At 63.1% G+C, this 24,324-nt stretch carries 27 protein-coding genes; 14 read left to right on the top strand and 13 right to left on the bottom strand.

Annotated features, from left to right (window positions below):
* The first annotated feature begins 235 nt into the window (after positions 1 to 235).
* Positions 236 to 916, top strand: a complete 681-nt coding sequence (locus tag S101446_RS18600) for a cold-shock protein (RefSeq protein ID WP_087607776.1) — start codon at positions 236 to 238, stop codon at positions 914 to 916.
* A gap of 276 nt (positions 917 to 1,192) precedes the next feature.
* Here S101446_RS18600 and smpB read toward each other — a convergent pair whose 3' ends face one another.
* From smpB to S101446_RS04650, 4 genes are all read right to left on the bottom strand, one after another.
* Entirely contained in the window at positions 1,193 to 1,687 is a 495-nt protein-coding gene (gene smpB, locus S101446_RS04665) for an SsrA-binding protein SmpB (protein WP_010507904.1), read from the bottom strand.
* Positions 1,688 to 1,690: 3 nt separating this feature from the next.
* Complete coding sequence (gene dapA / locus S101446_RS04660) at positions 1,691 to 2,569, bottom strand: 4-hydroxy-tetrahydrodipicolinate synthase (protein ID WP_019084893.1); 879 nt, start codon at positions 2,567 to 2,569, stop codon at positions 1,691 to 1,693.
* Between the two features lie 154 nt (positions 2,570 to 2,723).
* Positions 2,724 to 3,569 carry a prephenate dehydratase gene (locus tag S101446_RS04655; protein WP_010507907.1) on the bottom strand — a complete coding sequence of 282 codons (846 nt, stop codon included), beginning with the start codon at positions 3,567 to 3,569 and terminating at the stop codon, positions 2,724 to 2,726.
* Positions 3,566 to 4,303, bottom strand: a complete 738-nt coding sequence (locus S101446_RS04650; RefSeq protein ID WP_087607775.1) for a 3-deoxy-manno-octulosonate cytidylyltransferase — start codon at positions 4,301 to 4,303, stop codon at positions 3,566 to 3,568. Before S101446_RS04650 ends, S101446_RS04655 begins: the two co-directional genes overlap by 4 nt.
* A gap of 138 nt (positions 4,304 to 4,441) precedes the next feature.
* Here S101446_RS04650 and S101446_RS04645 point away from each other — a divergent pair, with 138 nt between their 5' ends.
* The 3 genes from S101446_RS04645 (at position 4,442) to serA (ending at position 7,118) form a co-directional block, all read left to right on the top strand.
* Positions 4,442 to 4,945, top strand: a complete 504-nt coding sequence (locus tag S101446_RS04645) for a c-type cytochrome (protein WP_010507909.1) — start codon at positions 4,442 to 4,444, stop codon at positions 4,943 to 4,945.
* Positions 4,945 to 5,760: an inositol monophosphatase family protein gene (locus tag S101446_RS04640; protein WP_087607774.1), complete on the top strand. Its 816-nt coding sequence runs from the start codon at positions 4,945 to 4,947 to the stop codon at positions 5,758 to 5,760. The genes S101446_RS04645 and S101446_RS04640 overlap by 1 nt, the downstream gene beginning before the upstream one ends.
* Before the next feature lie 92 nt (positions 5,761 to 5,852).
* Positions 5,853 to 7,118, top strand: coding sequence for a phosphoglycerate dehydrogenase (gene serA, locus S101446_RS04635; protein ID WP_019084897.1), 1,266 nt, complete (start codon positions 5,853 to 5,855; stop codon positions 7,116 to 7,118).
* 182 nt (positions 7,119 to 7,300) lie between these two features.
* Here the strand turns inward: serA and S101446_RS04630 are convergent, their stop codons facing one another.
* Positions 7,301 to 7,627, bottom strand: a complete 327-nt coding sequence (locus S101446_RS04630; protein ID WP_087607773.1) for a superinfection immunity protein — start codon at positions 7,625 to 7,627, stop codon at positions 7,301 to 7,303.
* Positions 7,628 to 7,775: 148 nt separating this feature from the next.
* Here S101446_RS04630 and S101446_RS04625 point away from each other — a divergent pair, with 148 nt between their 5' ends.
* Positions 7,776 to 8,282, top strand: a complete 507-nt coding sequence (locus S101446_RS04625) for a hypothetical protein (protein WP_087607772.1) — start codon at positions 7,776 to 7,778, stop codon at positions 8,280 to 8,282.
* A gap of 112 nt (positions 8,283 to 8,394) precedes the next feature.
* Here S101446_RS04625 and S101446_RS04620 read toward each other — a convergent pair whose 3' ends face one another.
* The gene (locus tag S101446_RS04620; RefSeq protein WP_087607771.1) at positions 8,395 to 9,759 is read right to left on the bottom strand and encodes an MATE family efflux transporter; all 1,365 of its coding nucleotides are present in this window, start codon (positions 9,757 to 9,759) and stop codon (positions 8,395 to 8,397) included.
* Positions 9,760 to 9,946: 187 nt separating this feature from the next.
* Here S101446_RS04620 and S101446_RS04615 point away from each other — a divergent pair, with 187 nt between their 5' ends.
* The 4 genes from S101446_RS04615 to S101446_RS04600 all read left to right on the top strand — a co-directional run bounded on the left by S101446_RS04615 (position 9,947) and on the right by S101446_RS04600 (position 14,541).
* Entirely contained in the window at positions 9,947 to 11,125 is a 1,179-nt protein-coding gene (locus S101446_RS04615) for a restriction endonuclease subunit S (RefSeq protein WP_244184507.1), read from the top strand.
* 40 nt (positions 11,126 to 11,165) lie between these two features.
* Complete coding sequence (locus tag S101446_RS04610; protein WP_087607769.1) at positions 11,166 to 11,660, top strand: GNAT family N-acetyltransferase; 495 nt, start codon at positions 11,166 to 11,168, stop codon at positions 11,658 to 11,660.
* A 157-nt stretch (positions 11,661 to 11,817) separates the two neighbouring features.
* Complete coding sequence (locus S101446_RS04605; protein WP_019087182.1) at positions 11,818 to 12,867, top strand: AI-2E family transporter; 1,050 nt, start codon at positions 11,818 to 11,820, stop codon at positions 12,865 to 12,867.
* A gap of 9 nt (positions 12,868 to 12,876) precedes the next feature.
* A complete protein-coding gene (locus S101446_RS04600; protein WP_087607768.1) occupies positions 12,877 to 14,541 on the top strand; it encodes a class I SAM-dependent DNA methyltransferase in 1,665 nt (554 codons plus the stop codon).
* A 347-nt stretch (positions 14,542 to 14,888) separates the two neighbouring features.
* Here S101446_RS04600 and mtnK read toward each other — a convergent pair whose 3' ends face one another.
* Positions 14,889 to 16,121 carry an S-methyl-5-thioribose kinase gene (gene mtnK, locus S101446_RS04595; protein ID WP_087607767.1) on the bottom strand — a complete coding sequence of 411 codons (1,233 nt, stop codon included), beginning with the start codon at positions 16,119 to 16,121 and terminating at the stop codon, positions 14,889 to 14,891.
* A 157-nt stretch (positions 16,122 to 16,278) separates the two neighbouring features.
* On the opposite strand from mtnK, the gene bfr reads away from it, so the two are divergent.
* The gene (bfr, locus tag S101446_RS04590) at positions 16,279 to 16,767 is read left to right on the top strand and encodes a bacterioferritin (protein ID WP_053322887.1); all 489 of its coding nucleotides are present in this window, start codon (positions 16,279 to 16,281) and stop codon (positions 16,765 to 16,767) included.
* Here bfr and S101446_RS17655 read toward each other — a convergent pair.
* Together S101446_RS17655 and S101446_RS04585 are read right to left on the bottom strand one after the other, a co-directional pair.
* Positions 16,736 to 16,927 carry a hypothetical protein gene (locus tag S101446_RS17655; protein ID WP_155820208.1) on the bottom strand — a complete coding sequence of 64 codons (192 nt, stop codon included), beginning with the start codon at positions 16,925 to 16,927 and terminating at the stop codon, positions 16,736 to 16,738. The two genes, bfr and S101446_RS17655, sit on opposite strands and share 32 nt — an antisense overlap.
* 72 nt (positions 16,928 to 16,999) lie before the next feature.
* On the bottom strand, positions 17,000 to 17,659 hold the full coding sequence (locus S101446_RS04585; RefSeq protein ID WP_087607766.1) for a hypothetical protein: 660 nt from the start codon (positions 17,657 to 17,659) through the stop codon (positions 17,000 to 17,002).
* Positions 17,660 to 17,806: 147 nt separating this feature from the next.
* On the opposite strand from S101446_RS04585, the gene S101446_RS04580 reads away from it, so the two are divergent.
* A complete protein-coding gene (locus S101446_RS04580; RefSeq protein ID WP_010512097.1) occupies positions 17,807 to 18,256 on the top strand; it encodes a Fur family transcriptional regulator in 450 nt (149 codons plus the stop codon).
* Positions 18,257 to 18,274: 18 nt separating this feature from the next.
* Here the strand turns inward: S101446_RS04580 and S101446_RS04575 are convergent, their stop codons facing one another.
* Both S101446_RS04575 and S101446_RS18000 read right to left on the bottom strand, forming a co-directional pair.
* Complete coding sequence (locus tag S101446_RS04575; RefSeq protein WP_010512098.1) at positions 18,275 to 18,628, bottom strand: hypothetical protein; 354 nt, start codon at positions 18,626 to 18,628, stop codon at positions 18,275 to 18,277.
* A gap of 91 nt (positions 18,629 to 18,719) precedes the next feature.
* Entirely contained in the window at positions 18,720 to 18,881 is a 162-nt protein-coding gene (locus tag S101446_RS18000) for a hypothetical protein (protein WP_167376403.1), read from the bottom strand.
* Between the two features lie 29 nt (positions 18,882 to 18,910).
* Here S101446_RS18000 and pgm point away from each other — a divergent pair, with 29 nt between their 5' ends.
* Positions 18,911 to 20,578, top strand: a complete 1,668-nt coding sequence (pgm, locus tag S101446_RS04570; RefSeq protein WP_019091484.1) for a phosphoglucomutase (alpha-D-glucose-1,6-bisphosphate-dependent) — start codon at positions 18,911 to 18,913, stop codon at positions 20,576 to 20,578.
* Positions 20,579 to 20,792: 214 nt separating this feature from the next.
* Here pgm and S101446_RS04565 read toward each other — a convergent pair whose 3' ends face one another.
* Positions 20,793 to 21,287 (bottom strand): YaiI/YqxD family protein, encoded by a 495-nt coding sequence (locus S101446_RS04565; RefSeq protein WP_019086536.1) that lies wholly within the window; start codon positions 21,285 to 21,287, stop codon positions 20,793 to 20,795.
* A gap of 63 nt (positions 21,288 to 21,350) precedes the next feature.
* Between S101446_RS04565 and S101446_RS17650 the strand changes: the two genes are divergently transcribed.
* The gene (locus S101446_RS17650; RefSeq protein ID WP_157684823.1) at positions 21,351 to 21,545 is read left to right on the top strand and encodes a hypothetical protein; all 195 of its coding nucleotides are present in this window, start codon (positions 21,351 to 21,353) and stop codon (positions 21,543 to 21,545) included.
* A gap of 16 nt (positions 21,546 to 21,561) precedes the next feature.
* On the opposite strand, the gene S101446_RS04560 is transcribed toward S101446_RS17650, so the two are convergent.
* Entirely contained in the window at positions 21,562 to 22,551 is a 990-nt protein-coding gene (locus S101446_RS04560; protein WP_244184505.1) for an AraC family transcriptional regulator, read from the bottom strand.
* A gap of 110 nt (positions 22,552 to 22,661) precedes the next feature.
* On the opposite strand from S101446_RS04560, the gene S101446_RS04555 reads away from it, so the two are divergent.
* Positions 22,662 to 23,834 (top strand): alpha/beta hydrolase family protein, encoded by a 1,173-nt coding sequence (locus tag S101446_RS04555; RefSeq protein WP_087607764.1) that lies wholly within the window; start codon positions 22,662 to 22,664, stop codon positions 23,832 to 23,834.
* Positions 23,835 to 24,324: the final 490 nt, after the last annotated feature.

Here is a 24,324-nt window from a genome sequence, read left to right as displayed (position 1 = left end):
AACTGTTCACAGATGAAAATTCGTGTGGAAACCAAAGGCCGGAATATGCTTTGGTGTTGTTGATGCCGATGCGATTTATGCTAGGGTCACCGTAGGACAGAGGATGTTTTCCTGCAGCCGCATGCCGCCTGAACGACGGTCAACGACATACAGGCAGTCTCTATTCTGCAAACGTGCTTTCATTCGGTGATGTCCCCATGGGGCAGCCACCACCTAGACCTCGGGATTACGACCGTTGAGAAGTAACAGGACCGACCGCAGCTCCCGCTCCCCGCGCCGCGGCGGGTTTGACGATGATTTCATGTCGTCACCTTCATTTGGTGATCGCGGCGCCCCGCCGCCGCGCCGCTCCTTTGGTGGCGGAGGTGGTGGTCCCCAGATCGTCGCATCCGGCCCGGAAATCAGTGCCACTGTAAAGTGGTTCAACAGCGAAAAGGGCTTCGGCTTTGTCGAACTGTCGGACGGTTCGGGTGACGTGTTCCTGCACGCCAACGCCCTGAACCCCACCGGGCATGCGACGGTCGCACCGGGAACCACGCTGGTCGTGCAGATTGGCCAGGGCCCCAAGGGTCGCCAGGTCGCGAACGTGGTATCCGTTGACGAGAGCACGGCCCAGCCCGAGCGCCCGCGTGCGGCTTTCGGCGCGGTACCCGGTGCGCGTGGCGGGTTCTCCCGCTCCGGTCGTCCCGCCCCTGACCTGTCGCATGCGCAGGACATGCGCGGCACGGTCAAGTGGTACAACGCCACGAAGGGCTTTGGCTTCATCACGCCGGAAAACGGTGGCAAGGACATTTTCGTCCATGCTTCCGCGCTGGAACGTTCGGGCCTGTCCGGCCTGACGGAAGGCCAGACGGCGAACGTGCAGGTTGTCGAAGGCCAGAAAGGCCCCGAGGCAGCTGCCCTGTCGGTGGACTGATCCCCCCTGCCCTGTCCTTCGTCGCCAGCATGGCGGCGTAGGCGGGGTGAACGGATAGAATGAAACAGGGCCGTCCCGGTTGGGGCGGCCCTGTTTTTTATTGCGCGTTCTGCATGGCCTGCACGGATCAGTTTCCGGCGTAACCCGCCGTCACCTTTTTAAAAAAGATGGCAATGCCCTGCGGCTTCACCCACAGCCCTGATCTTGCCGGCAGTCATGGGCGGGCCTGCCGAACCGGTTTCCAGCCGGAAACATCCCCGCCAAGCAAGGGTTGGGTCAATAATCGCCACCCTTGTTGCGGATCAGGCGGGCCTTGTCACGCTGCCAGTCGCGGTCAGCAATGGCCTGCCGCTTGTCGGCTTTCTTGCGCCCTTCACCCACGCCCAGCGTCAGCTTGGCCAGGCCACGGCTGTTGAAGTGGATGTCCAGTGGCACAAGGGTCACGCCGTCACGCGCGACTTCCCCCAGCAGCTTGTCCACCTGTTTCTTGTGCAGCAGCAGCTTGCGCGGCGCGCGCGGTTCGAAACGCGACAGCACGCCGCCCTGATATTCGGGGATATAGCTGTTGATCAGCCATATTTCCCCATTGCGTTCGCCGGCATAGGCTTCGTTGATGGTGGCGCGGCCCATGCGCAGGCTCTTGACCTCCGGGCCCTTCAGCACCAGGCCCGCCTCCACCGTGTCCACGATGGTGTAGTTGAAACGGCCCTTGCGGTTCTGGGCTGCGATCCCGGTCGAGATCATGCCGCTGCCCTTGTTCTTGGGTGCCATGGGTCAGTCCAGCAGCCCGACGGCGGACAGGGCGGCCTTGACCTTTTCCCGGCTGGCGTCGCTCAGTGGGGCCAGCGGCAGGCGGCAGGTTTCCCCCATCAGGCCCAGCACGCTTGCCGCGAACTTGACCGGCACGGGATTGCTTTCGCAAAACAGCGTGTCATGCAGCGGCAGCAGCCGGTCCTGCAGTTCCATGGCTTCCATCACGTGACCGTCGTTCCAGCTCTGCTGCACCTGCGCGCACAGGGCGGGAGCAACGTTGGCGGTCACGCTGATGCACCCGTCGCCACCGGCGGCCAGGAAGGACACGGCGGTGCCGTCCTCGCCCGAGATCTGGTTGAACGGCTTTTTCACCGCGCGGCGCACCAGCAGCGGGCGCAGCAGGTTGGCGGTGGAATCCTTCACCCCGATGATGTTGGGATGCTGTGCCAGGCGCGCCATTGTCTCCACCGAGATATCGATGACCGACCGGCCGGGAATGTTATACAGGATCAGCGGGATGCTGATGGCGTCCGCAACAGCCATGAAGTGGCGGTACACCCCTTCCTGCGTCGGCTTGTTGTAATATGGCGTCACCACCAGCACGCCCGACGCCCCTGCCTGCTGCGCCTGCTGCGCCATGGCCACCGCTTCCGCCGTGCTGTTGGACCCGGCGCCTGCAATGACGGGCACGCGCCCCGCCACGGATTTTATGGTGAATTCCACCACTTTGGCATGTTCTTCATGCGTCAGGGTCGGGCTTTCGCCCGTGGTGCCGACCGGCACCACGGCGGATGCGCCCTGCTGGACCTGCCAGTCGATGAATCGGCCCATGGAGGGCAGATCCAGCGACCCGTCCTCGTTCATGGGGGTAATAAGGGCGGTAATGGAACCCTTGAACATGGTTGTTTCCACCTGGATCCTGTGTCGTGGCTGTGCATGCGCCGGTGGGTCCGGCACGTTGTTTCCTGTGGTCAGCCCCGGGGCATGGGACGGACAATACCGTTATATAGACAATGGCACGGGGGGCAAAACATGCCCGCCATGCCTGTTCCCGTCAGGGTTTGCGCCGGAAGGGCGATGCGGGATAGACGCCCAGGATCTCCTGCTGTTCCGAAAAGAACGAAAGTTCGTCCAGCGCGCGCGCCAGTGGCGGGGCTTCGGGGTGGCCTTCCACATCCATCAGGAACTGCGTGGCCGAAAACGACCCTTCCAGCATGTAGCTTTCCAGCCGCGTCATGTTTACCCCCGCCGTGGCAAGGCCACCCAGCGCCTTGTACAGCGCGCCGGGCTGGTTGTTGACGCGGAACAGCAGCGTGGTCATGAAGCCCGGCCCGGGCGGCGGCAGGGTCGCGGGCCTGCGGGATGCGATGTAAAAGCGCGTGGTGTTATGCGTGGCGTCCTCCACATTGCGGCGCAGGATTTCAAGCCCGTTGAGTTCGGCCGCAAGGGCCGAGGCCACGGCCACGTCTTCCTTCCGCCCCCATTCGCGTACCATCTCGGCTGCGCCGGCGGTGTCGAATTCCACCACCGGGTCCAGTCCCAGTTCGGTAATGATGCCGCGCACCTGCGCCATGGCGACGGGATGGGTATGGATGCGGCGCGCATCGGCCAGCGTGCTGCCGGGTATGCCCAGCAGGCAGTGTTCCACGCGCTGGAAATGTTCCCCCACTATGAACAGCCCCGCTTCGGGCAGCAGTGCGTGGATGTCGGGCACCCGGCCCGCCAGGCTGTTTTCACAGGCCAGCATGGCCAGTTCGGCACGCCCGTCATGCACGGCGGCAATGGTCTGGGCGAATGTCTGGCATGGCAGCGTGGTCCAGCCGGGCCGGGCCTGCCGGCATGCAAGGTCCGAATAGGCGCCGGGCCGCCCCTGAAAGGCGATGATGCGTTCCCCGTTCATGCCGCGGTCCCCAGCATGGCCCGTGCGCGTTCAAGATCGGCGGGCGTGTCGACACCGAAGGGTGCGGTGGCGATCCGTGCGCAGCCCATGGTCATGCCAGCTTCCAGCGCGCGAAGCTGCTCAAGTTTCTCACGCTTTTCCAGCCCGCTTTCAGGCAGGCCGACAAAGCGGGCCAGCGCCGGGCGGCGATAGGCGTAAATGCCGATATGATGCCACAGCGGCCCATCCCCCCATGGTATGGGCAGGCGGGAGAAATACAGCGCCCGCGCCACCTGCGCATCCGGCCCGAAGGTGCAGGCGACCTTGACCACGGATGATGCCATGGCTTCCGCCTGATCGCGGACGGGCGCGACAAGGGTCGCGATATCGGTACCCGGATCAGCTAGCGGGCGCAGCACGTCATGCAGGTTTTCGGGGTCAACCCCCGGCAGGTCCCCCTGCAGGTTGATGACGGTGTCATGCACCCCCTGCGGGTCAAGCTGCCGCAGGGCCTGCCATATGCGGTCGGACCCGGATGGGAGCGCGGGATCGGTCAGGACCGCCGTGCCGCCCGCGCGTTCCACGACATCGGCAATTTCACGCTCCGCCGTGGCGACAGCCACGGGGCCGACACCCGCGGCAACAGCGCGGTCAAGCACATGGATAATCATGGGACGGCCGGCAATGTCGGCAAGCGGTTTGCCCGGCAGCCGGGTCGAGGCCATCCGGGCCGGAATCAGGACAATGGGATTCATGGGATCTGGGTCTGGGCCATCCGTATCTGTGGCGGCGGCGGGGGCCGTCCGCTGCCGTGCATGCTTCACACAGGGCGCGCGGCAGTCTAGGTAAGGAGCGGTTTTCATGCAACCGTATGGGAAGGACGCCCGAATTTCATGGACAGTGTACGCCTTAACCAGATCGGGGCCGCCTGCCTCTGTGCAGCACTCGCGGTCGGGGCCAGTTGGGGCATCGCCCACACTGCCGTTCCGGAACAGATCCCGGCAAAGCCCGGCGTGGCCATTCCCCACCCGGTGGCCCCCGCGGGCGCGTCCATTGATGATCTGGTCGCCAGGGCCAGCGTGGAAAAGGGCCACGCCATAGCCGACCGGCAGTGCGCCATGTGCCACAGCATGGCGCCACAGGGGCCGGCCATTATCGGGCCGGGCCTGTTTGGCGTGGTCGGCACGCATGTGGGCGACATTCCGGGTTATGAATTCTCGGACGCGCTGAAGGCGCACAAGGACGAGACGTGGACCAACACCACCCTTTCCGCATGGCTGAAATCCCCCGCCGAATACGCATCGGGCACCAAGATGTCGTTTCCCGGCATTGCATCGGAAACCGAGCGGGCGGACGTGATCGCCTACCTCAACTCCCTCAAGCCGGAGGCGCATTGATGGCCGCCCTGCCCGCCGGTTTCCCGCGTGATGCGGTGCTGGAGGCGGCGGGGGCCGCGGCCGATGTCGCGCGCAGCGTGGTGCTGCCGTTTTTCCGCCGGGGGGTACGCGCGGACGACAAGACCGATGCCAGTCCCGTCACCATAGCCGATCGCACGGCCGAGCGCGCGATTCGGGCCGTGCTGTCCGAACGCCTGCCCGGTTTTGGCGTGATGGGGGAGGAATTCGGGCTGGAAGGTGCTGACAGCCCGTATCGCTGGGTGATCGACCCGGTGGATGGCACGCGTGCCTTCCTGACCGGGCGGCCGACCTTTGGCACGCTGGTCGCCCTGCTGCATGACAATGTCCCGGTGCTGGGCGTGATTGACCAGCCCGTGACGGGGGAGCGGTGGATCGGCCTGCGTGGCGAGGCCACGCGGTATGTCTCCACCCTGCCCGGCACGCCCGTCACGCGCCCCTGCGCCGACGTGGGCCGGGCGGAACTGTCATGCACCGCGCCCGAAATCATTGATGCCCCCCACCGGTCCGGTTTTGACGCGCTGGCCGCCGCCGCCAAGCGCACAAGCTGGGGTGGGGACTGCTACGCCTATGGCCTGCTGGCGCTGGGGCAGATCGACATCATTGCCGAATGTACCATGAAGATATGGGACTGGGCCGCCCTTGTGCCCGTGGTGGAAGGGGCGGGCGGCCGCATGACCGACTGGGCGGGCCGGCCGCTGCGTGCTGATGGCGACGGCACGGTCCTGGCGGTGGGGGATGGCGGCCTGCTGCCCCATGTGGCGGGGCTGCTGACCCCGGGCATTGCCATAAAGTAACGGCGGTAATTGATCTTTCCCCCTAGCGGGGACACGGCCAATCGGATAGGGACGGACCCATCTTGACCGTACACGAAGCGGGAGCACGCGACATGACCAGCCAATCCAACGGACATCTTTCCCTTCCCAAGGACAAGATCCGTATCCTCCTGCTTGAAGGCATCCATGACAGTGCCGTAAAGCTGCTGAAGGACAACGGATACGAAAACGTCACCCGCCTGAAAACGGCGCTGGAAGGTGAAGCCCTGCAGAAGGCGCTGGAAGGCGTGCATATCGTCGGCATCCGTTCGCGCACGCAGCTGACGCGCGAAGTGATCGAGAAGGCCGATCGCCTGATCGCCATCGGCTGCTTCTGTATCGGCACCAACCAGGTTGACCTGAACGCCGCGCGTGAAGGCGGTATCCCGGTTTTCAATGCGCCCTACAGCAACACGCGTTCCGTTGCCGAACTGGTCATGGGCGAGATCGTGATGCTGATGCGCCGCATCTTCCCCAAGTCCGAGGAATGCAACGCCGGGATCTGGAAGAAATCCGCCACCAATAGCTGGGAAGTGCGCGGCAAGACGCTGGGTATCGTGGGTTATGGCTCCATCGGGTCGCAGCTTTCCGTACTGGCCGAAGCATTCGGCATGCGCGTGTTCTATTACGACGTGATCGACAAGCTGGTGCATGGCAACGCAACGCCGGTCGACACGCTGGAAACCCTGCTGGAGCAGAGCGACGTGGTCAGCCTGCACGTGCCCCAGACCCCGGAAACGGCGGGCATGATTGGTGAGGCCCAGATCCGCGCGATGAAGAAGGGGTCGTTCCTGATCAACAACGCCCGTGGCAACGTGGTGGACCTCGACGCGCTGGCCGCCGCCCTGAAGGACGGCCACCTGCTGGGCGCCGCGATCGACGTGTTCCCCAAGGAGCCGAAGGCGGCTGGCGAGGAATTCAAGACCCCGCTGCGTGGCCTGGACAACGTGATCCTGACGCCGCATATCGGCGGGTCCACGGCCGAAGCGCAGGAGCGCATCGGCGTGGAAGTGGCGCGCAAGCTGGTGGAATATTCCGATGTCGGCTCCACCCTGGGGGCTGTCAACTTCCCCACCGTGCAACTGCCGGAAAACCCGCATGGCACGCGCTTCATGCACGTGCACCGCAACGTGCCGGGCATCATGCTGCAGATCAACGAGATCTTTTCTTCGGAATCCTGCAACGTCACCGCGCAGTACCTGCAGACGGCGGGCGAACTGGGTTACGTGGTGGTCGAGGCCGATACCGGCCGCGATGTGGAAAAGGACAACCGCATCCTTGACCGCCTGCGCGCGCTCAAGGGCACCCTGCGCGCGCGCCTGCTGTACAAGCAGCAGTAATGCGCGCCCGATGACATCGGGTCCACGGAACGGGGGCATGCCGATTGGGCGTGTCCCCTTTTTTATGCCCTGCTGTCCGGGCTTTGGGGCATCGTGCAAACTCAAAGAAGTTCTTGGTGTAGCTTTTTTCAAAAAGCTTCAGGAAACACTGTCTTTTTGCAAATAAGGCGGCACCTGGGGTGTCAGGGTACGCTCAGGAAAGTTGCCGGTTCGCTACGGCGCAGCCGGGCATGGCGCTGTGTGTCCGTTTCCATCATGCAGGCCATGAGCAGCGCAATCACCCACCCCACCCCGGTCATGCCGGTGGCGCAGTTCACCACCGCCACCACCGCCGCGTTATGGACCTTGCGCCGGCACGCTATGAAGGTCGGCAGCAGGAACACCGCCATGCCGAAAGCCGCCCCCAGCACAAGGGCGAGGAGGACAGCCGTGCCGATCTGCAGTCCGGTCCCCTGTATGGACTGCCAGCCACGGTAGACCTCATAAGTGGAGGGAACATGGATATTCATCGCACTTCATGCTAACCCTAAACGCAGGCGTGCCGCCATATCGTATCGCGCGCCGGCCACAGGCATGCAGCATGAACATGCCGGGCCGTATCCAACTTGTCAGGGTTTTTACAGTGCGCAGTCATGTGTGCCCCAATGGGGACAACCTGTGATCTGGGGTGATTTCCAGGCGGTGATCCAGCTGTCAGCGGGTCTGAATGTCGCCATCCTCAGCTTTGTCGATATCAGCCTGCCCGCCATCAAGGAACGCAGGCGTGTCTTTGCCAAGGCCCGTCAGGAACTGGAACTGCATCGCGGCGGCACGGACCACCAGCACCCTGATGACGCGGAGGACTACACCGCCGCAGTGCAGGAAATGGACCGCAAGCTGTTCCTGTTATGGCAGGAATCCTCCACCTTCATCCGCGAGGAGGAATCCCTTATCCGCTCCACCGGCGTGCTGGGTGTATTCGGTGCGGTACTCAGCCTCGGGCTGCTATGGTATTCAGCCGAGCATTATGGCGGGATCATATCGCTGATGGGGCGGGTGCTGATCATCCTGTCCTTCTGCTCGCTGCTGGGCGCGTTCCTCATCAACTTCATGACCGCGTCACAGGCGGGCGTGTTTACCAAGAAATGCAATGCCATTCGTGATGAAATGCACAAGCGGCTGTAGAAACTGTTTTAAAAATAAACAATTTACAGAATGGCAAAGGTTTTTGGGTGCCGCCTTTTGGAAAAAGCGGCGCTTCCCGCAGCGTTTGGAAACAGCTTCACCAGAAACTTCTTTAAGATCTGCACAATGTTTGCGGACGCATGCGCCACGCGATGCGCGCAGCCAGCAGCACAAACACCGACACCAGTCCGATCCCGTTGCCACACCATAGCCCCGACGGTCCCATGCCGCGGTGAAAGGCAAGGTAGACCCCACCGGGAAACCCGATGCCCCAGTAGCCGATAACCGCCAGCACCATGGGGATCGCGGTATCGCCCTGCCCGCGCAGGATGCCGGTGGCGATGACCTGCGCCGCATCGGGGATCTGGAACGCCGCACCGACCAGCAGCAGCCCCAGTGCCAGACTGACCGCCTGGGCATTTTCCGGCAGGGCGGTATCCAGGTACAGGCTGATGATGGCATGCCGCCCCAGCGCCAGTATCAGCGCCATGACACATGCAACGGCAATACCCAGCACCATGCCCGCCCATGCCGTGCGCCGCATCATCACCGGGTCGGCCCGCCCGGTCCAGTATCCCACGCGGATGTTGCAGGCCTGTCCCAGCGCCATGTACACCACGAAGCACTGCACCCCCATGCCCAGCATGATCTGGAACGCCGCCAGCGCGCTGTTGCCCATCCGCGCGGCCTCCAGGCTGTTGGCCTGGAACAGCGTGACCTCCGCCATGGCGGCCGCCATCATGGGCAGGCCGGTGCGCAGCAGCGCAAGGGTATGGCCCCATTCATGCCCGCGCGGGCGCAGGGCCGCGCGCAGTTCAGGCCTGCGCGCCACAAAGGCCAGCATGATGAACGGCATGCACCATAACGTCACGACCGTGGCTGTGGCCGATCCATACAGGCCCAGCGCGGGCAGGCCGAACCACCCGTGAATGAGCGTTGCGTTCAGCACCCCGTTGACCACCGTGATGCAGGGCATGACACGCATCAGGATACCCTGCGCCCCCATGACCGGCAGCGCCGTGGTCAGGATACCCTGCCCCAGCAGCGCGGGTGGCACGGCCCACATCAGCATATGCACGAAATGAATGACGGGCGCGCGCAGGCTTTCGGGTTCGTGCATCCACACCAGCAGCCGGTCTACATGCCACAGGCAGAACAGTTCCGGCACGCACAGCGCCAGCGCCACCGCCAGCATGGAGGTCATGATGGTGCCCAGGCTGGCATGGTCCTGCCGCCCGTGCGCCTGTGCCAGCAGGATGCCGCCTGCCTCGATCACGGCGGCAAGGATGGCGTTGAGCGTGAAGAACGTGCCGGTCGCAAGCCCCCCGATCGCCAGCGCCGAAGCCCCTAGCCCGCCCAGAAGCACGTCATCGGTCGCCCCCATCAGCATCTGGACAAACTGCGACAGGCCCATCGGCCCCGCGATGGCAAGGATGGAGCGGAATTCCGCCCCGAAGGCTTGTGTTGGACGCGTCATGCAACCTGCTGTCAGCCATGGTCGGGCATGGCCATGTCTGCCGTATGGTAAGGGGGCTTTTATATCATTCCGCTACAGGCCGCCAGCATATGTCGGCCATGATTGACACGTCGTGCTTTTCCCGCCACCCGTACCGCATGGGGTGCGGTCTATGGCATGGAATGGCTGATTTCAGGGGGGGCTGGTCGTGACAGCGCCACGCTGGCCCATGGTCCCGCTTGGGGCGCTGGTGGACTGCCTTGATGCCCGGCGCGTGCCGCTTAACCGCGCGCAGCGTGCCAGCCGGCCGGGGTGCGTGCCCTATCACGGGGCCAGTGGTGTTGCGGGATATGTGGACCGGGGGCTGTTTGATGGCCTGCTGGTCCTGCTGGGCGAGGATAGCGCTCCCTTTTTCGATCCGTTGCGCGATGTTGCGTTTTTCCATGATGGCCCGCTATGGGCGGGCAACCATGTGCATGTATTGCGGCCCCGGACGGGTGTGGATGGCCGTTTTCTGGCGCATGCGCTCAATACCGTGCCGTTTGGCGCGTATGTGGAGGGGACGACCCGCCCCAAGCTGACCCGTGCGTGCATGAACAGCCTGCCCGTGCCCTGCCCGCCCTTGCCCCGCCAGCGCATGATCGCCCGGACGCTGGACCATCACATGGACCGTATTGACCGGCAGTTGCGTGAACTGGATGCACAGGCGGCGGCGGCGGATGAATACGTGCGTGTGGCCATCCATCACGCGGTCCTGCCACGGGGCGGTCCATGGCCCGGGCCGGTGCCGGTCCATGGGGTGATGCGGCCTGTGGGCGGCGTGTTTGACATTGTCGGCGGTGGCACGCCCGATACGGGCAACGCGGCCCACTGGGGAAATGATGTGATGTGGCTGACCCCTGCCGACCTGCCTGCCGGGCCGCCCGCGTGGGTGGGGCATGGCGCGCGTGGCCTGTCCGCCACGGGACTTGCGGCGTGCCGGGCCACGCGGGTGGAGGCAGGCGCGCTGGTCATCTCCACCCGCGCGCCGGTGGGGCGTGTTGGCATGACGACGGCGGCTGTCGCCGTAAGCCAGGGGTGCAAGGCCCTTGTGCCGCGCGGGCGGGATGTGGACCTGCGCCATGCCGCCCTGCTGCTGCGTGTGGCGGCGCCGGAGTTGCGGCGCCGCGCGGGGGGCAGCGTGTTCCCCGAAGCGGATACCGTGACCCTTGCCTCCCTTGACCTGTGCCTGCCGCCGTTGCACCAGCAGCGTGCGGTGGCGGCGAAGGTGTGGGACATGCTGGACCGACAGGCACGGCAGGCCCATGCCCGCGACCGGATGCGTGCCGTGCTGCGTGAATATCGCCCTGTCCTGCGGCGGGCCTGTGTCAATGGCCACGGAATGTAAGTGCGGATGATCGCGCGGGGCGGCGATGGGAAAGAACGGAATGAATACGACAGATGAATGCAGTACCCGCGTACCGGGATCATCCGGCACAGGGGCGGATGTGGATATCACCATCCTGTCCCACCCCACCCGGGCGGATGAAGACGCGGTGCTGGCCATCCTGCGTGACTTCACGCGCGGTGTGGTGGGCTATATTGACAACCACGACCTAGTCATCGTGATTCGTGACCGGGCGGCGGGCATGATCTGTGGCGGGCTGGTGGCGCAGTCACGCTGGGGGGAGATGCATATCGACATGCTGGTCGTCGCCCCCCACCTGCGTGGGCGCGGCATGGGACGCAGGCTGGTGGAAATGGCCGAACGGGCTGCACGCCAGCGCGGCTGCACCCATATGTGGCTTGATACCTATGCGTTCCAGGCGCGTGCCTTTTATGAAAAGCTGGGATTCGAGGTCTTCGGTCAGCTTGATGGGCCACCGCCGTTCTTTCCGCGTTATTTCATGCGCAGGCTGCTGTCTGCCCCGGATGGACGCTGAGATGTTCAGCGGTTGTTAAGGCCGCCGCACTAGCGTGTGGTGTCCACCATGAAAATGTTACAGGACGGAAAACACCCGGCCACGCACCATGCGGGGTGTGTTACGCTGCCTGGCATTTACGCCGCATAATCGGAACAGCAGGGATAGATCACACCACATGGATGAAAACCGGAGCCGGACCCAGTATATCGGGACTTTCATATTTGTATGCGCGGTCCTGCTGTTTTCCGCGTGGATCGAACAGTCGTTCCTGTTCGCCTTTGTCTGGGGCGGTATCCTGAGCATCACGACCTATCCGCTTTATCACCGGCTGGTCGGGCGTGGCATGGGCAACCGGGTTGCGGCAGGACTGATCGCGGCGGGGATTTTCGCGCTGCTGGCGGTGCCCATGATCGCCATGGCGGTACGGGCGGGCATGGAACTGCCCTCGCTCATGGCATGGGGGCGCGGGGCGCTGCATGATGGCATTCCTGTCTCGCCACAGGTGGGGGAAATCCCGCGTATCGGGCCGCGCCTGTCGGCCCTGTGGCAGCGTTACCTGTCCGACCCCGATGAACTGCGGCACTGGACCGGCGTCGCCTCGCGCATGTTCGCCACAGGCGACGGGCGTGAACTGCCGCACCGGCTGATGGAAATGACGGAAACCTTCGTCATCGCCACGCTGTCGGTCTATTTCTACCTGGCCGCGTCGCACGCGCTGGTGACCGATATCCGCGCCGTGGGCCGCCGTTTCCTGGGTGAGCGGACGGGCGGCGTCATGCGCAATACCGTGGGGGCCGTGCGCGGCACGGTCGCGGGACTGGTGCTGGTGGGTCTGGGCCAGGGCGTGCTGGTGGGGGTTGGCTATTTCATCGCGGGCACGCCCCACCCCGCATTGCTGACGCTGCTGACGGCGGTGGTCAGCATCATTCCCTTCTGCGGGCCGATCCTGCTTTGCGCCACCACGCTCATGACCTTTGCCGCCAATGGCGTCACACAGGCGATCATCGTGGCGGCACTGGGCACCATCGCCTATGGCGCAGGGGACCATTTTGTCCGGCCCAAGCTGATCAGTGGCAGCACCAGCATCCCGTTCCTTGCGGTGCTGACGGCCATTCTGGGTGGCCTGCACATGTTTGGCCTGCTGGGACTGTTCATGGGGCCGACGGTCATTGCGGTCGCCCTGTCGCTGTGGCGCGCGGCAGCGGCGGAAGAACAGGCGCGTTAAGGCGGAACGGTGGCTGATGCCCCTGCCCGCCCGCTGCTGTCGGCTGCCGCCATCTGGCGTGTGGCCGACCTGTTGCGCGGCGGCATGGAACCGGTGGAATACGGGCCGGTCATACTGGCGTTCACCATGCTGCGGCGGCTGGAACTGTCACGCGCCCGTCCCGCATGCTGGCTGGATGCGGTGGCGTGCGCGTCCGACCCGGTGGGTCGCCTTGATCGCCTGATTGCACGCCTGCCCGCCAGCGTGCGCGATATCCTCTCCCATCTGGAGGTCATGCCGCTTGCCCGGCGTCTGGCGCGTACCGGCCGGTTGGCGGCGATGGCGGCGCATTTCGCGGCCCTTGACCTGTCACCCGACCGGTATGGCAGCGAGGCGATGGCCCGCCTGTTTGAGGAACTGGTCCACCATTTTTCCACCAGTCAGCGCACGGGCGCGCATTTTACCCCGCCGGAGGTCACGGACCTTATGGTGGACCTTGTCTTCGCCCCCGATGGTCCCGGAACGCACCATGCCCTGTATGACCCCGCGGCGGGCACGGGCGCGCTGCTGGGCCGGGCTGCGGACCGCCTGCTGGCGCGTGGGGTGACGGTGGACCTGTTCGGTCAGGAAATCGGCTCGCGTGCCTGTGCCCTGTGTCGGGCGGACATGCTGCTGCGCGGGCATGCGCCGGGGCATATCGCCAGTGGCGACACGTTGGCCCATGATGGGCATGCGGGCCGCCGCTTTGCCCGCATGCTGTCCAATCCGCCCTTTGGGCTGGACTGGCGGCATATCCGGGACACGATACAGGCTGAACATGCCAGGGGTAACGCCGGGCGCTTTGCCCCCGGCCTGCCCCGCGTTTCGGACGGGTCCATGCTGTTCATGCTGCATCTGGTCGCCCACATGCGCGGCAGGCGTGCTGGTGGCGCGCGCATTGGCGTGGTGACGCATGGGGCGGCGCTGTCTGGCGGTGGGCCGGAATCCGGTGAATCCGCAATCCGGCGTTATCTGGTGGATCAGGGCCTGATTGACACGATCATTGCCCTGCCCACGGATATGTTCGTCAATACCGGTATCGCGACGTATGTGTGGATACTGGACAACAACAGGCCCGCGGCACGGCGGGACAGGGTCCGTCTGGTTGATGCGACGGGCCTGTGGCAACGCGCCCCGTCCGGCAGTGGTGAAAAGCGGCGGGAGATGACGCAGGCCCACATTGCCGCCGTGGTTCAGGCATGCATGGTCGATACGGCAATGGATATCATCCGGTATGATGGGACGGATGGTACGCCGGAATCATGGCAGGTGCTGGCACACGATACCCCGGCACCGGACGGTGTGATGGATGGGCGGCGCATCGCGTTTTCACGCATCCTGCCGGGACGGGAATTCCTGTACCACAGCCTGACGGTAATGCGCCCCGCCCGTGATGGCGCACCCGTGCGCACGGCTTTCCGCGTGGGGATGGAGCATGACCCGCAGGCATGGTTCAGCCAGATGATCCAGCCGTATGACCCTGAGGCCCGGCTGGACACGGGCCGCACCGGTATTGGCTGCGCCATTTCCTTTGCGCGGTATTTCAGCCATGACGTCCCTGCCCGCCCATTGGCGGAGATCGAGGCGGAGCTGCGCCAGTCCATGGCGCGGCTTGTGGCTCTCATGCCCGATGGGGACGATGCGGAGCCGGAATAGATATTTTCAAATAGCCTGTTTTATAATGAAAATATAAAGTCTTTTGGTGCTGCCTTTTTTCCAAAAAGGCGGCGTTTTTCGAAGCTTTTTGAAAAAAGCTTCACCAAAAACTTCTTTATGATTGCTGAATGTCTTCCGGCCTGACTTTTCAAACAGTCTCCTAGATCACCAGATCATTTCAAGACAGTATCCATTGTGACCTGCAGTCCGAACAGGCGTGGGAATCATCAGGATGCATCTGCTGGCACCGCTGCCTGATCGCATCATGGTCCGTCGCCGCGTCCGGGGTGCAGCATGACCGGGGTGGATGGTGGCGCTACATGTCCTCCCCGCATCGGGGCGCGCGGTTACAGGCCTGCCTGTCCCTGTTCATCAAGGAAGTACAGGAAATCATTGATCGTGTGGAATTCATTCAGGTGATCCAGCACATGATAGGCAAAGGCCAGCGCCCCTGCCCGGCAGGCCGCGCGTTGCTGCCGGTCGGCTATGATGTCGAAATCCGCCGTGTGGGCATAGCCGATGATGCGGCGGATGATCTCTATCGCCGCGAAACCGATGGTATCGCCCAGGATTTCCTCCATGAATGTCTGCTGCGCCACATGGGCGGCCGGCCCGTAGGCCAGCGGGCGCAGCGTGCCCGGCGGCGGGGCCTCGTTCGCGTTCCACAATCCCATGAACTGTTCATGGAAGCTGTTCCAGAAGGCGCCGATATCACGTAGTGTGGCCTTGCGCGCCGCATGGTCTGGCATTGCGAAATAATGCAGCACCAGGTTGCCCACGAACATGCCGCAGTCAAACCCGATGGGGCCATATACCGCGAATTCCCCGTCAATCACGCGGGTATCGTCCGGCGTACTCATGATCGAACCGGTATGCAGGTCGCCATGCAGCAGCGCCTGCGGCTGCGACAGGAAACGCCGGCGCAGGTTTTCAACCGCCAGCAGCGTCGCGGCGCTGGAACGGATATCCAGCACGATGGGGGTCAGGACGGGATCGTGCCAGTGATTGCGCGGATGGTCGCGGTACGGGTCGTCCAGCACAAGGTCCAGCGTGATGCGGGTCAGGGCCAGATTGGCGGCAAAGGTGCGGCGGGTGGTGAACACTTCCTCGAACGGGCGGGCCAGCAGGGACGTGCCAAACGCGGCACGGGCGATGAAGGTGCCGATGCGCGGCGCCACCCCAGGCCAGTCCGCCCCCTGCATAAGCGCCGTGCGCAGCACGGTATGGCCCGACAGGCTTTCGACAATCAGGACATACAGGTCTCGGTCGAAAAACAGGCATTCCGTCGTAAGCCCGCCCACCAGCGGCAGCACCGCGCGCAGCCATGCGGCCTCGAAAAACGTGCGGTCCAGTGGCATTTTCCATGACGGGTCCACGCGCACATGCGGCAGGGACTGCTTCAGGCAGACTTCCCCCACCGGGCCGCCCACAAGGAAGACATTGTTGAGGTTGCCGTCACTGACCTCACGCACCTGCCATTGCGCGGATGCGCCGCCAAGACGCGTCGCCACATCCGGCAGGCCCGCGATCAGGTCACGTATGCCGTTCGCGTCCAGCGTGTGGTAGGGGATCTGGGTCATGCGGCTCTCCTCATGCCATGCGCCGCGTGCTGCGGGGGTTACGGGCGTGGCAGGGTCGCGCGCAGTCGGCGGTTATGCAACGCTTTTTTGTAATTGCGCACAGGCGGACACCGCAGTAACCCGAATGAATAAACATTGACAGGAGAGGAACGCGCACATGCCCGTCAAGGATCCGAAGGTGATCGAACACCTGAACACGCAGCTGACGAACGAGCTGACGGCCATCAACCAGTATTACCTGCACGCCCGCACGCTGCGCCACTGGGGCGTCACCCTGCTGGGCAAGAAGGAATACGAAGAATCGATCGAGGAGATGAAGCACGCCGACTGGCTGATCGAGCGCATCCTGTATCTGGGCGGCCTGCCCAACGTGCAGCGCTACAACCAGATCCTGGTGGGACAGGACGTGGAGGAAATCCTCAAATGCGACCTGAAGCTTGAGGAAAAGGCCATCGGCGACCTGCGCGAGGGCATCGCCTATTGCGAAAGCGTACGCGACTTCGTCTCCCGCGACCTGCTGCTCAGGATCCTGGTCAACGAGGAAGAGCATGAAGACTTCCTCGACCGCCAGTTCGACCTGATCCGTCAGGTGGGGATCCAGCAGTACATCAAGCTCAACTCGGCTCCCGCCCCCGATCAGGACTGACCATCCCCCGGCCGGCGCCACACGGCCCCGCCAGCCCATGGGGACCGGCGGATGGCGGTGGCGCCACCCCTTCCTGCCATGCAAGGATATCGAGCAGTTCAAGGAATGCGTTTTCCATGAACACGCAGGCATGGCGCATGGACAGCCGGTGTGATGGCATGGCGGATCATCCTGTCGTCATGCGGCGATGCGCGGGCGATCCGGTCGCCCACGCTCCCCCGTTTGGTATTTCCTACAGGCCGCCTGTCTGCATGGCGGCGACGGTGCTGGGCCACATGACATGCGCGGTCCCCATGTCGGCGCTGTGCCAGCGCATGGCCGCAAGGCAGCCCGCGCCCACGGGTTGGGCTGCCGCCGTGGCGGGCGTGACGGCAGGGGGCACGGTGGCGCGAACTGCCGTGCCGTCGGCTGCCTGCTGCGCGGGCCAGCGCAGGCTGCGCACGGGCGGACTGCCGCCCCCGCCGTGATGGCCCCGGCGCGGCAGCCAGTACCCCGCCCCCGCCATGCAGGCCCCAAGCTGGGTTATAGCGGCGGCAAAGGGGGACAGGACATGATGGTGGGTGAAAACAGGGCGCAGCGTACGGCGCACTTCGGCCTCACGCCCTTCCTGCGCGGCGGCAGCGGCGACGAGGAAGCGGTTTTCCGTGCCCGTCAGGTGCGTCGCGCTGCAGATCGCCACGTCCACCGTGCCGTTCTGGTAGGCGCGCAGCCGTCCCAGCGCCATGCGGAAGGCATCGGCCACGGCGGCGAAATCCGTCCGGAAGCATGGCAGGGCCAGGCCGGGCATGTGACCCGTCCCCTCGCCCGCACCGCTGAGGCGGCGCACGCACCAGACCAGCAGGCGTTCGCTGCACGAAAGATCATTCATGAAAACTGTCGTGTTGGTCATCATCTGCTCGGGCCTTGGCAAAGCCCGCTCCCTGTTATGTCGGTGAGACCGTGATAATGAGAAAGATTATCATTTGCAATTAAAATCGACGTGCGTAACGCCTTATCCCTACTGGACCGCGGCGGTCTGTCTGGATTACGTTACAGAACGATGAAAGAGCCGAATTCCCCCGATTCCCCCCTGGCGGACCTGTGCCGCCAGCGTGGCCTGAAACTGACAGGCCAACGTCGGACGATTGCCTTCGTCCTGTCCGACAGTGACGACCATCCGGATGTGGAGGAACTGTACCGCCGCGCGGTGGAGGTGGACCCACGCATTTCAATCGCGACGGTATACCGCACCGTGCGCCTGTTTGAAGAAAACGGCATCCTGCAGCGCCGTGACTTTGGCGGTGGTCGTGCACGGTACGAAGTGGCGGATGGCGACCATGGCGATCATTATCATCTGATCGACGCCGATACCGGCAAGGTCATTGAATTCGAGAATACCGAACTGGATTCCCTGCTGGAGGGAATCGTGCGGCAGATGGGCTACGATCTCGTCACCACCCGCCTGTCCGTTGTTGGCCGCAGGAAGGCAAAGCCGCGTAGTCGCGGCTGATACCACGTCGCGTGGCTGTCATGGCGCGGGCTTGGGGGCCATCCATTTCGGGTGGCGACGTTCGATCCATTCCAGCATGCGCGCGGTCAGTTTGCGTAGCGGGGGCATGTCCTCCGCCAGCAGGATAAGACCCAGCGGCAACATCCACAGCCCCAGTACTGGCAGGAAGCTCAGTAACCCGCCCACGATCAGCGCGCTGCCCAGAATGGCCCGCAGCCATGCCCGTCCCGGCTGCAAAAGCCAGCGCATGGCCTGTTCCCCCCGCGCGGGCAGACGGCGCAGTAGCCGTTCCAGCCGCTGGCGGCGCAAATGTTCCGGGTCCATTTCTGCTGGCGCGGGGCCGTTGGGCGGAAGGGTGCTGTTCATAAGCATATGATGGGACTCCCTACCCTGTTCCACAACCCGTGCGCGGGAACGTGATGGACAGACAGGGAAACGGAAAAGGTCCGTATTTTGATATAGTTCAATGCTGGCGGCACACTTCACGCGCCAGTGTCCGGGCATGATGCATGCCCTTTTCCGTCCCGCGCGCCATCATCCCGCCGGCCTGCGCCCCATCCGTCGGGGCGGTTTGCGGGTGGACGCTGCCGGTATCGGTCTGTAAGGGAATTTGTAGAATATGCACTTTTTCATATCGCATTTCGGGAGCAGTCAATGCCCAGCATAAGCCCATTTGCCGGCAAGCCGGTCGATCCGGACCGTCTTGTCAATATCGACGCCCTGCTTGACGCCTATTATACCCGCAAGCCTGACCCCGCCATTGCAACGCAGCGCGTGGCGTTTGGCACGTCGGGGCATCGTGGTTCCTCGCTGACCACCAGCTTCAATGAAAACCACATCCTGTCGATCAGCCAGGCGATTGCCGATTACCGCAAGGGCGCAGGCATCACCGGGCCGCTGTTCATCGGCATTGACACCCATGCGCTGTCGCGGCCGGCGCTGAAATCCGCGCTGGAAGTGTTCGCGGCCAATGGCGTGGAAGTCCGTATCGACGCGCAGGATGGCTATACCCCCACGCCGGTCATCTCGCACGCGATCCTGACCTATAACCGTGACCGCAGCAGTGACCTGGCCGATGGCGTGGTGATCACCCCGTCGCATAACCCGCCGGAAGATGGCGGCTACAAGTACAATCCCCCCCATGGCGGCCCGGCGGATACCGACATCACCAAGGTGGTGGAAACTGCGGCCAACGACTACATGGCTAAAAAGATGGAAGGCGTGAAGCGCGTCAGTTTCGAGGACGCGCTGAAGGCCCCCACCACGAAGCGCCATGACTACATCACGCCGTATGTGGATGACCTGGCCGCCGTGGTGGACATGGACGTGATCCGTGAATCCGGCGTGTCCATCGGCATTGATCCGCTGGGTGGGGCCGCGGTGGATTACTGGCAGCCGATCATCGACAAATACGGCATCAACGCCACGATCGTCAGCAAGGAAGTGGACCCGACCTTCCGCTTCATGACCGCTGACTGGGACGGGCAGATCCGCATGGACTGTTCCTCCCCCTACGCCATGGCGCGCCTTGTCGGAATGAAGGACAAATTCGACATCGCGTTCGCCAATGATACCGATGCCGACCGGCATGGCATCGTATCGGGCAAGTACGGGCTTATGAACCCCAACCACTATCTGGCTGTCGCGATTGAATACCTGTTCAACAATCGCGAAAACTGGAATGCCAGCGCGGGCGTGGGCAAGACGGTGGTCAGCAGCAGCATGATCGACCGCGTGGCCAAGGAAATCGGCCGCAAGCTGGTGGAAGTGCCGGTCGGGTTCAAGTGGTTTGTCGACGGGCTGTACAACGGCACGCTGGGCTTTGGCGGTGAAGAAAGCGCGGGCGCGTCCTTCCTGCGCCGTGCCGGCACGGTGTGGAGCACGGACAAGGACGGCATCATCCTTGGCCTGCTGGCAGCCGAGATCACGGCCCGCACCAAGCGCACCCCCGGTGCGGCGTATGAGGACATGACCAGACGCCTGGGCACGCCGTACTACGCGCGGATCGACGCCCCGGCCGACCCGGAACAGAAGGCCATCCTGAAAAACCTTTCGCCCGAGCAGATCGGCATGACCGAACTGGCGGGTGAGCCGATCCTCAGCACGCTGACCAATGCGCCTGGCAACGGAGCGGCCATTGGCGGGCTTAAGGTTTCGGCAAAGGACGGCTGGTTTGCCGCCCGTCCGTCGGGTACGGAAAACGTCTATAAGATCTATGCCGAAAGCTTCAAGAGTGCTGCGCACCTCAAGGCCATCCAGACCGAGGCACAGGATGCGATTTCTGCCCTGTTCGCCAAGGCTGCCCAGAAAAACGCTGGCTGATCTGTAATATGATTCCATGTCCCAGTAGCGGGACATGGGCTGGTGCCGTCAGCCCGTCATGGGCAGGCGGCATTTTTTGGATTATTGCTGAAAAATCAGAAGAAAGTTTTTGGTGAAGCTTTTTTCAAAAAGCTTTAAAGAACGCCGGCTTTTTGAAAAAAGGCGGCACCCAAAAACTTTTATTCTCTATCAATCAATTACACGAAATAATCCCTTATGCCGAAGGGGGAATGACCGGCGGCATGCGTCCATGGCCCGCAGCCTGTTTGCGTGCCCTGACCACCGCCGTGTCCAGCGCGGACAGGAACGTGGAACGGTCGGACCGGGTAAAGCCACGACTACCCTGCATGATAGTACCGGTATCGCGCAGGTCCGTCATCAGGTTGCGCATGGCCAGCGCCATGCCAATCGCATCCTGATCCAGTATCCGCCCGCGCGGTTCCAGCACGCAGGCCCCGTTCGCAACACAACGCGCGGCCAGCGGGATATCGGCGGAAATGACAATGTCATGGGCCGCCGCATGTTCGGCAATCCAGTCATCCGCCACATCCATGCCCTGTGTCACCACCACCCGTTCAATCAGCGGCGTGTCAGGCACCGCGATCATGCGGTTTGATACCACATAGGTCCGTAACCCGTAGCGCAGCGCCACGCGATAGGTCTCGTCCCGCACGGGGCAGGCATCGGCATCAATGAAAATACGGGTCACTGTATGCGCCCCCCATAAGCAGGAGCAGGCAAATGGTGACCGGGGTCAGGCACGTAGGATAACATGACGACTGTACTAGGCCTGCTGGCCGCCTGTTGGCAAGGCGACAGCGGGCCAGCCGAAGCAGATCATATGGGCATGTATTCTGGAAATAATGATTTGATGACATTGGTGAAAATTTTCGAGTGCCGCTTTTTTTTAAAAGGTGGCGTTCTTCTAAAGATTTTCGAAAAATATTCACCAAGAACTTTCTTCTGATTTTTTGATGTAGTCCTTAACCTGTGGGGGCAGACTTTGCCCATCGGTGCCGCGCATGGGCGAATACCGACTGTTCGGCATAGCCCAGCAGGAACGAGATTTCGTTTTTCGTATGCTCTCCCGTCCGTAGCAGGCGTTCGGCCTCGTGCCGCCTGACGCGGTCCAGAATATCGCGGAAACTGTTTTTATCTTCCGCCAGCCTGCGTTGCAGCGTGCGGGGCGATACGCCCAGATCTCCCGCCACATCGCCAATCGATACCTGCCCCGATGGCAGGCGCGCATGCAGGCTTTCGGCCACCCGGGCCGACAGGTCGGATTGCGCGGGCACTTCGGCCAGCATGCGGCGGGCCAGTTCCTCCAGGAAAAAACGCGCAGGCCGGGTCTCAAGGCGCTGGCGGCGTTCCAGCGCCGCACGGTCGAATACCAGCCGGTAGCTTTTCTGTCCGAAACGGATCGGGCAGCCAAGGACGCCTTCGGCCATCTGCCATGGTCCCGGTTGGGGTAGCGGACAGGATACGTCCATGCGCAGCGGTGCGATATCCAGCCCCAGAATCGTGCGGGGCAGTCGCGCCAGCAGGGTCAGCGCCCATAACTGTCCCGCGGCCAGTACCCCTGACGCGGTGCGCTGGTCCGCGCGTAGCAGGGTATAATGGATTTCGATGCGCCCCGCCTGCCTTGTGGCCCGGATATCAATATCGGGATGCAGCAGGCGGCTGTAACGCCCGATGATCCGATAGGCGTCCAGCAGGCTGTCGCAATGGCTGACCAGTTCGCCCATCACGCCAAAATCATGCGTCCCGGCATTCAGCGCCAGCATGATCCCCAACCCGTGGTCAGCACCATGCCGGGCCAGCAGTTCATGCCATATGGCTGCACGCATGCGTGTCAGTCGGGTCGGATCATCCGGCATGCTCCCTGCCCGCGCCATCATGCGCCGGACTTCGCTCATATTCAGGTATCCGGCCTGAAGTGCGGCTGCCAGTACCGCCTCGACTGTCGTTACCATGTCAGTCCCCGTTATGGCGCGAAATATCAAATGACTGGCGCAATATATCAAATATGCGCCCGGACGAACGATATCATGTCCCGGTTCCTGACCTGTAACCGAGGTATCCGATGCCACAACCCGTCACTCCCCTGCCCGATCATGGGCTGTCGCGTTTTTTCCGTAACCAGACCTTCCATTTCCAGACCCTGCGTACGCTGAACCACATTGCGGCCGGGGGCGCTGACCTGAACGAAGTGCTGATGGCGATCAGCCAGATTGCAGATGGTGACAGCAATGGCTGGTACACACAGTTTTCCGCCCTCGCCACCCGGACCGAGGACCGCATTCCCCATTGCGCCGATCCGTTAAGCCGTGGCCATGCATGGCTGCGTGCCCATAATTACTGGCGCACGGCGGAATTCCTGCTTTCCCCCCACGATCCGCGCCGCCAGACGGCATGGACGCGTCAGGTGGCCGCCTTTGACAATGGCATGCGCCTTTCGGCCATTACGTATGAACGCTTTACCGTTCCGTACGAAAACGGGCAGTTGCGGGGCATTGTCTATCCCGGTCCTTCAGGCTGGCAGGCGCGGCCGCTGATCGTGCTGGGCGGTGGATATGATTCCACACTGGAGGAACTGTATTTCGTTCTGGTCAAGGCGGCGCATGACCGAGGTTATGGCGTCCTGACCTATGAAGGACCGGGACAGGGGGAGGCCTTGCGTCAATACGGCCTGCCCTTCACGCCGCAATGGGAAAAGCCCACGGCGGCGGTGCTGGATCATTTTCAGGCCAACTGGTTTACACCCCGCCGCACGGTGCTGGTGGGCATGAGCATGGGCGGGTACCTCGCCCCGCGTGTCGCGGCGTTTGACGGGCGGATTGATGGCGTGGTGGCCTATGATGTCTTTTTCGACATGGGCAGCGTTGCGCAGCGTTATGCCGCTGCGGCACGGGATCCGGACGCCATGAAAAACCCCGATATCGCATGGGCGCTCGACAACGCGCTGTGGACGCTGGGTGTCAGTACGCTGGAACAGGTGCTGGACGCGCTGAAAGCCTATACGCTGGCGGGTGTCGCGGAAAAGATCACGGCGGATGTGCTGACGCTGGTAGGTGAACGGGACCATTTCATTCCGGCTTCGCAGGCCGATGATTTCGCCCGTGCCTGCACCCATGCGCGGTCGGTGGAAACGGTCATGTTCGATGTCCTGTCCGGCGGCGCGGAACATTGCCAGCTTGGCGCGCCGACCCTGTGGCATGCTGCATTCTTTGACTGGATGGTGCGTAAATTCGGCTGATCCGCCGCCATCTGCTGGAAATCGTCTTTCCATACGGATCCCCTTCTGGTCAGGAGATGCATGCCGAACGAAACAGCGGGGTCCGGGTTACGGCCTGACCCCGCATGTCCGTGCGCGGGCGAAATGTAATTGTGAAGCATGCGATGCGCGTTTTTGCTTCCGATTCCGGGGCGAATACGTCACTATCTTCCTAACAAGCCAGAAGAGGAGGCTGTCATGCGTTACCTCATCGATCATGCGCGCGAGGGCTTTGGCGTCGCGTTGTTGCTTGGCATGCTGGCTGTCGAACGTTTTTTCCGAAAACAGGCTGTCCGCTAGGGACGGCCCCGAAACGCGGGTTACACCGGATGGAATATCCTTCCTTCCAGTACCGCCATCGCTGCTGCATGCGCATGCGTGAAATGACAGCTGTCGCGCTGCTTGTCAGGCGTTGTCCTGTTTTGGCACGCAACCGTGGCGCGGTACGGCGGTTATCCCCCCTTGAAGGCCA

Source organism: Komagataeibacter europaeus (genome assembly GCF_002173515.1).
Classification (GTDB): domain Bacteria; phylum Pseudomonadota; class Alphaproteobacteria; order Acetobacterales; family Acetobacteraceae; genus Komagataeibacter; species Komagataeibacter europaeus.
This window is presented reverse-complemented; position numbering and strand designations above follow the sequence as displayed.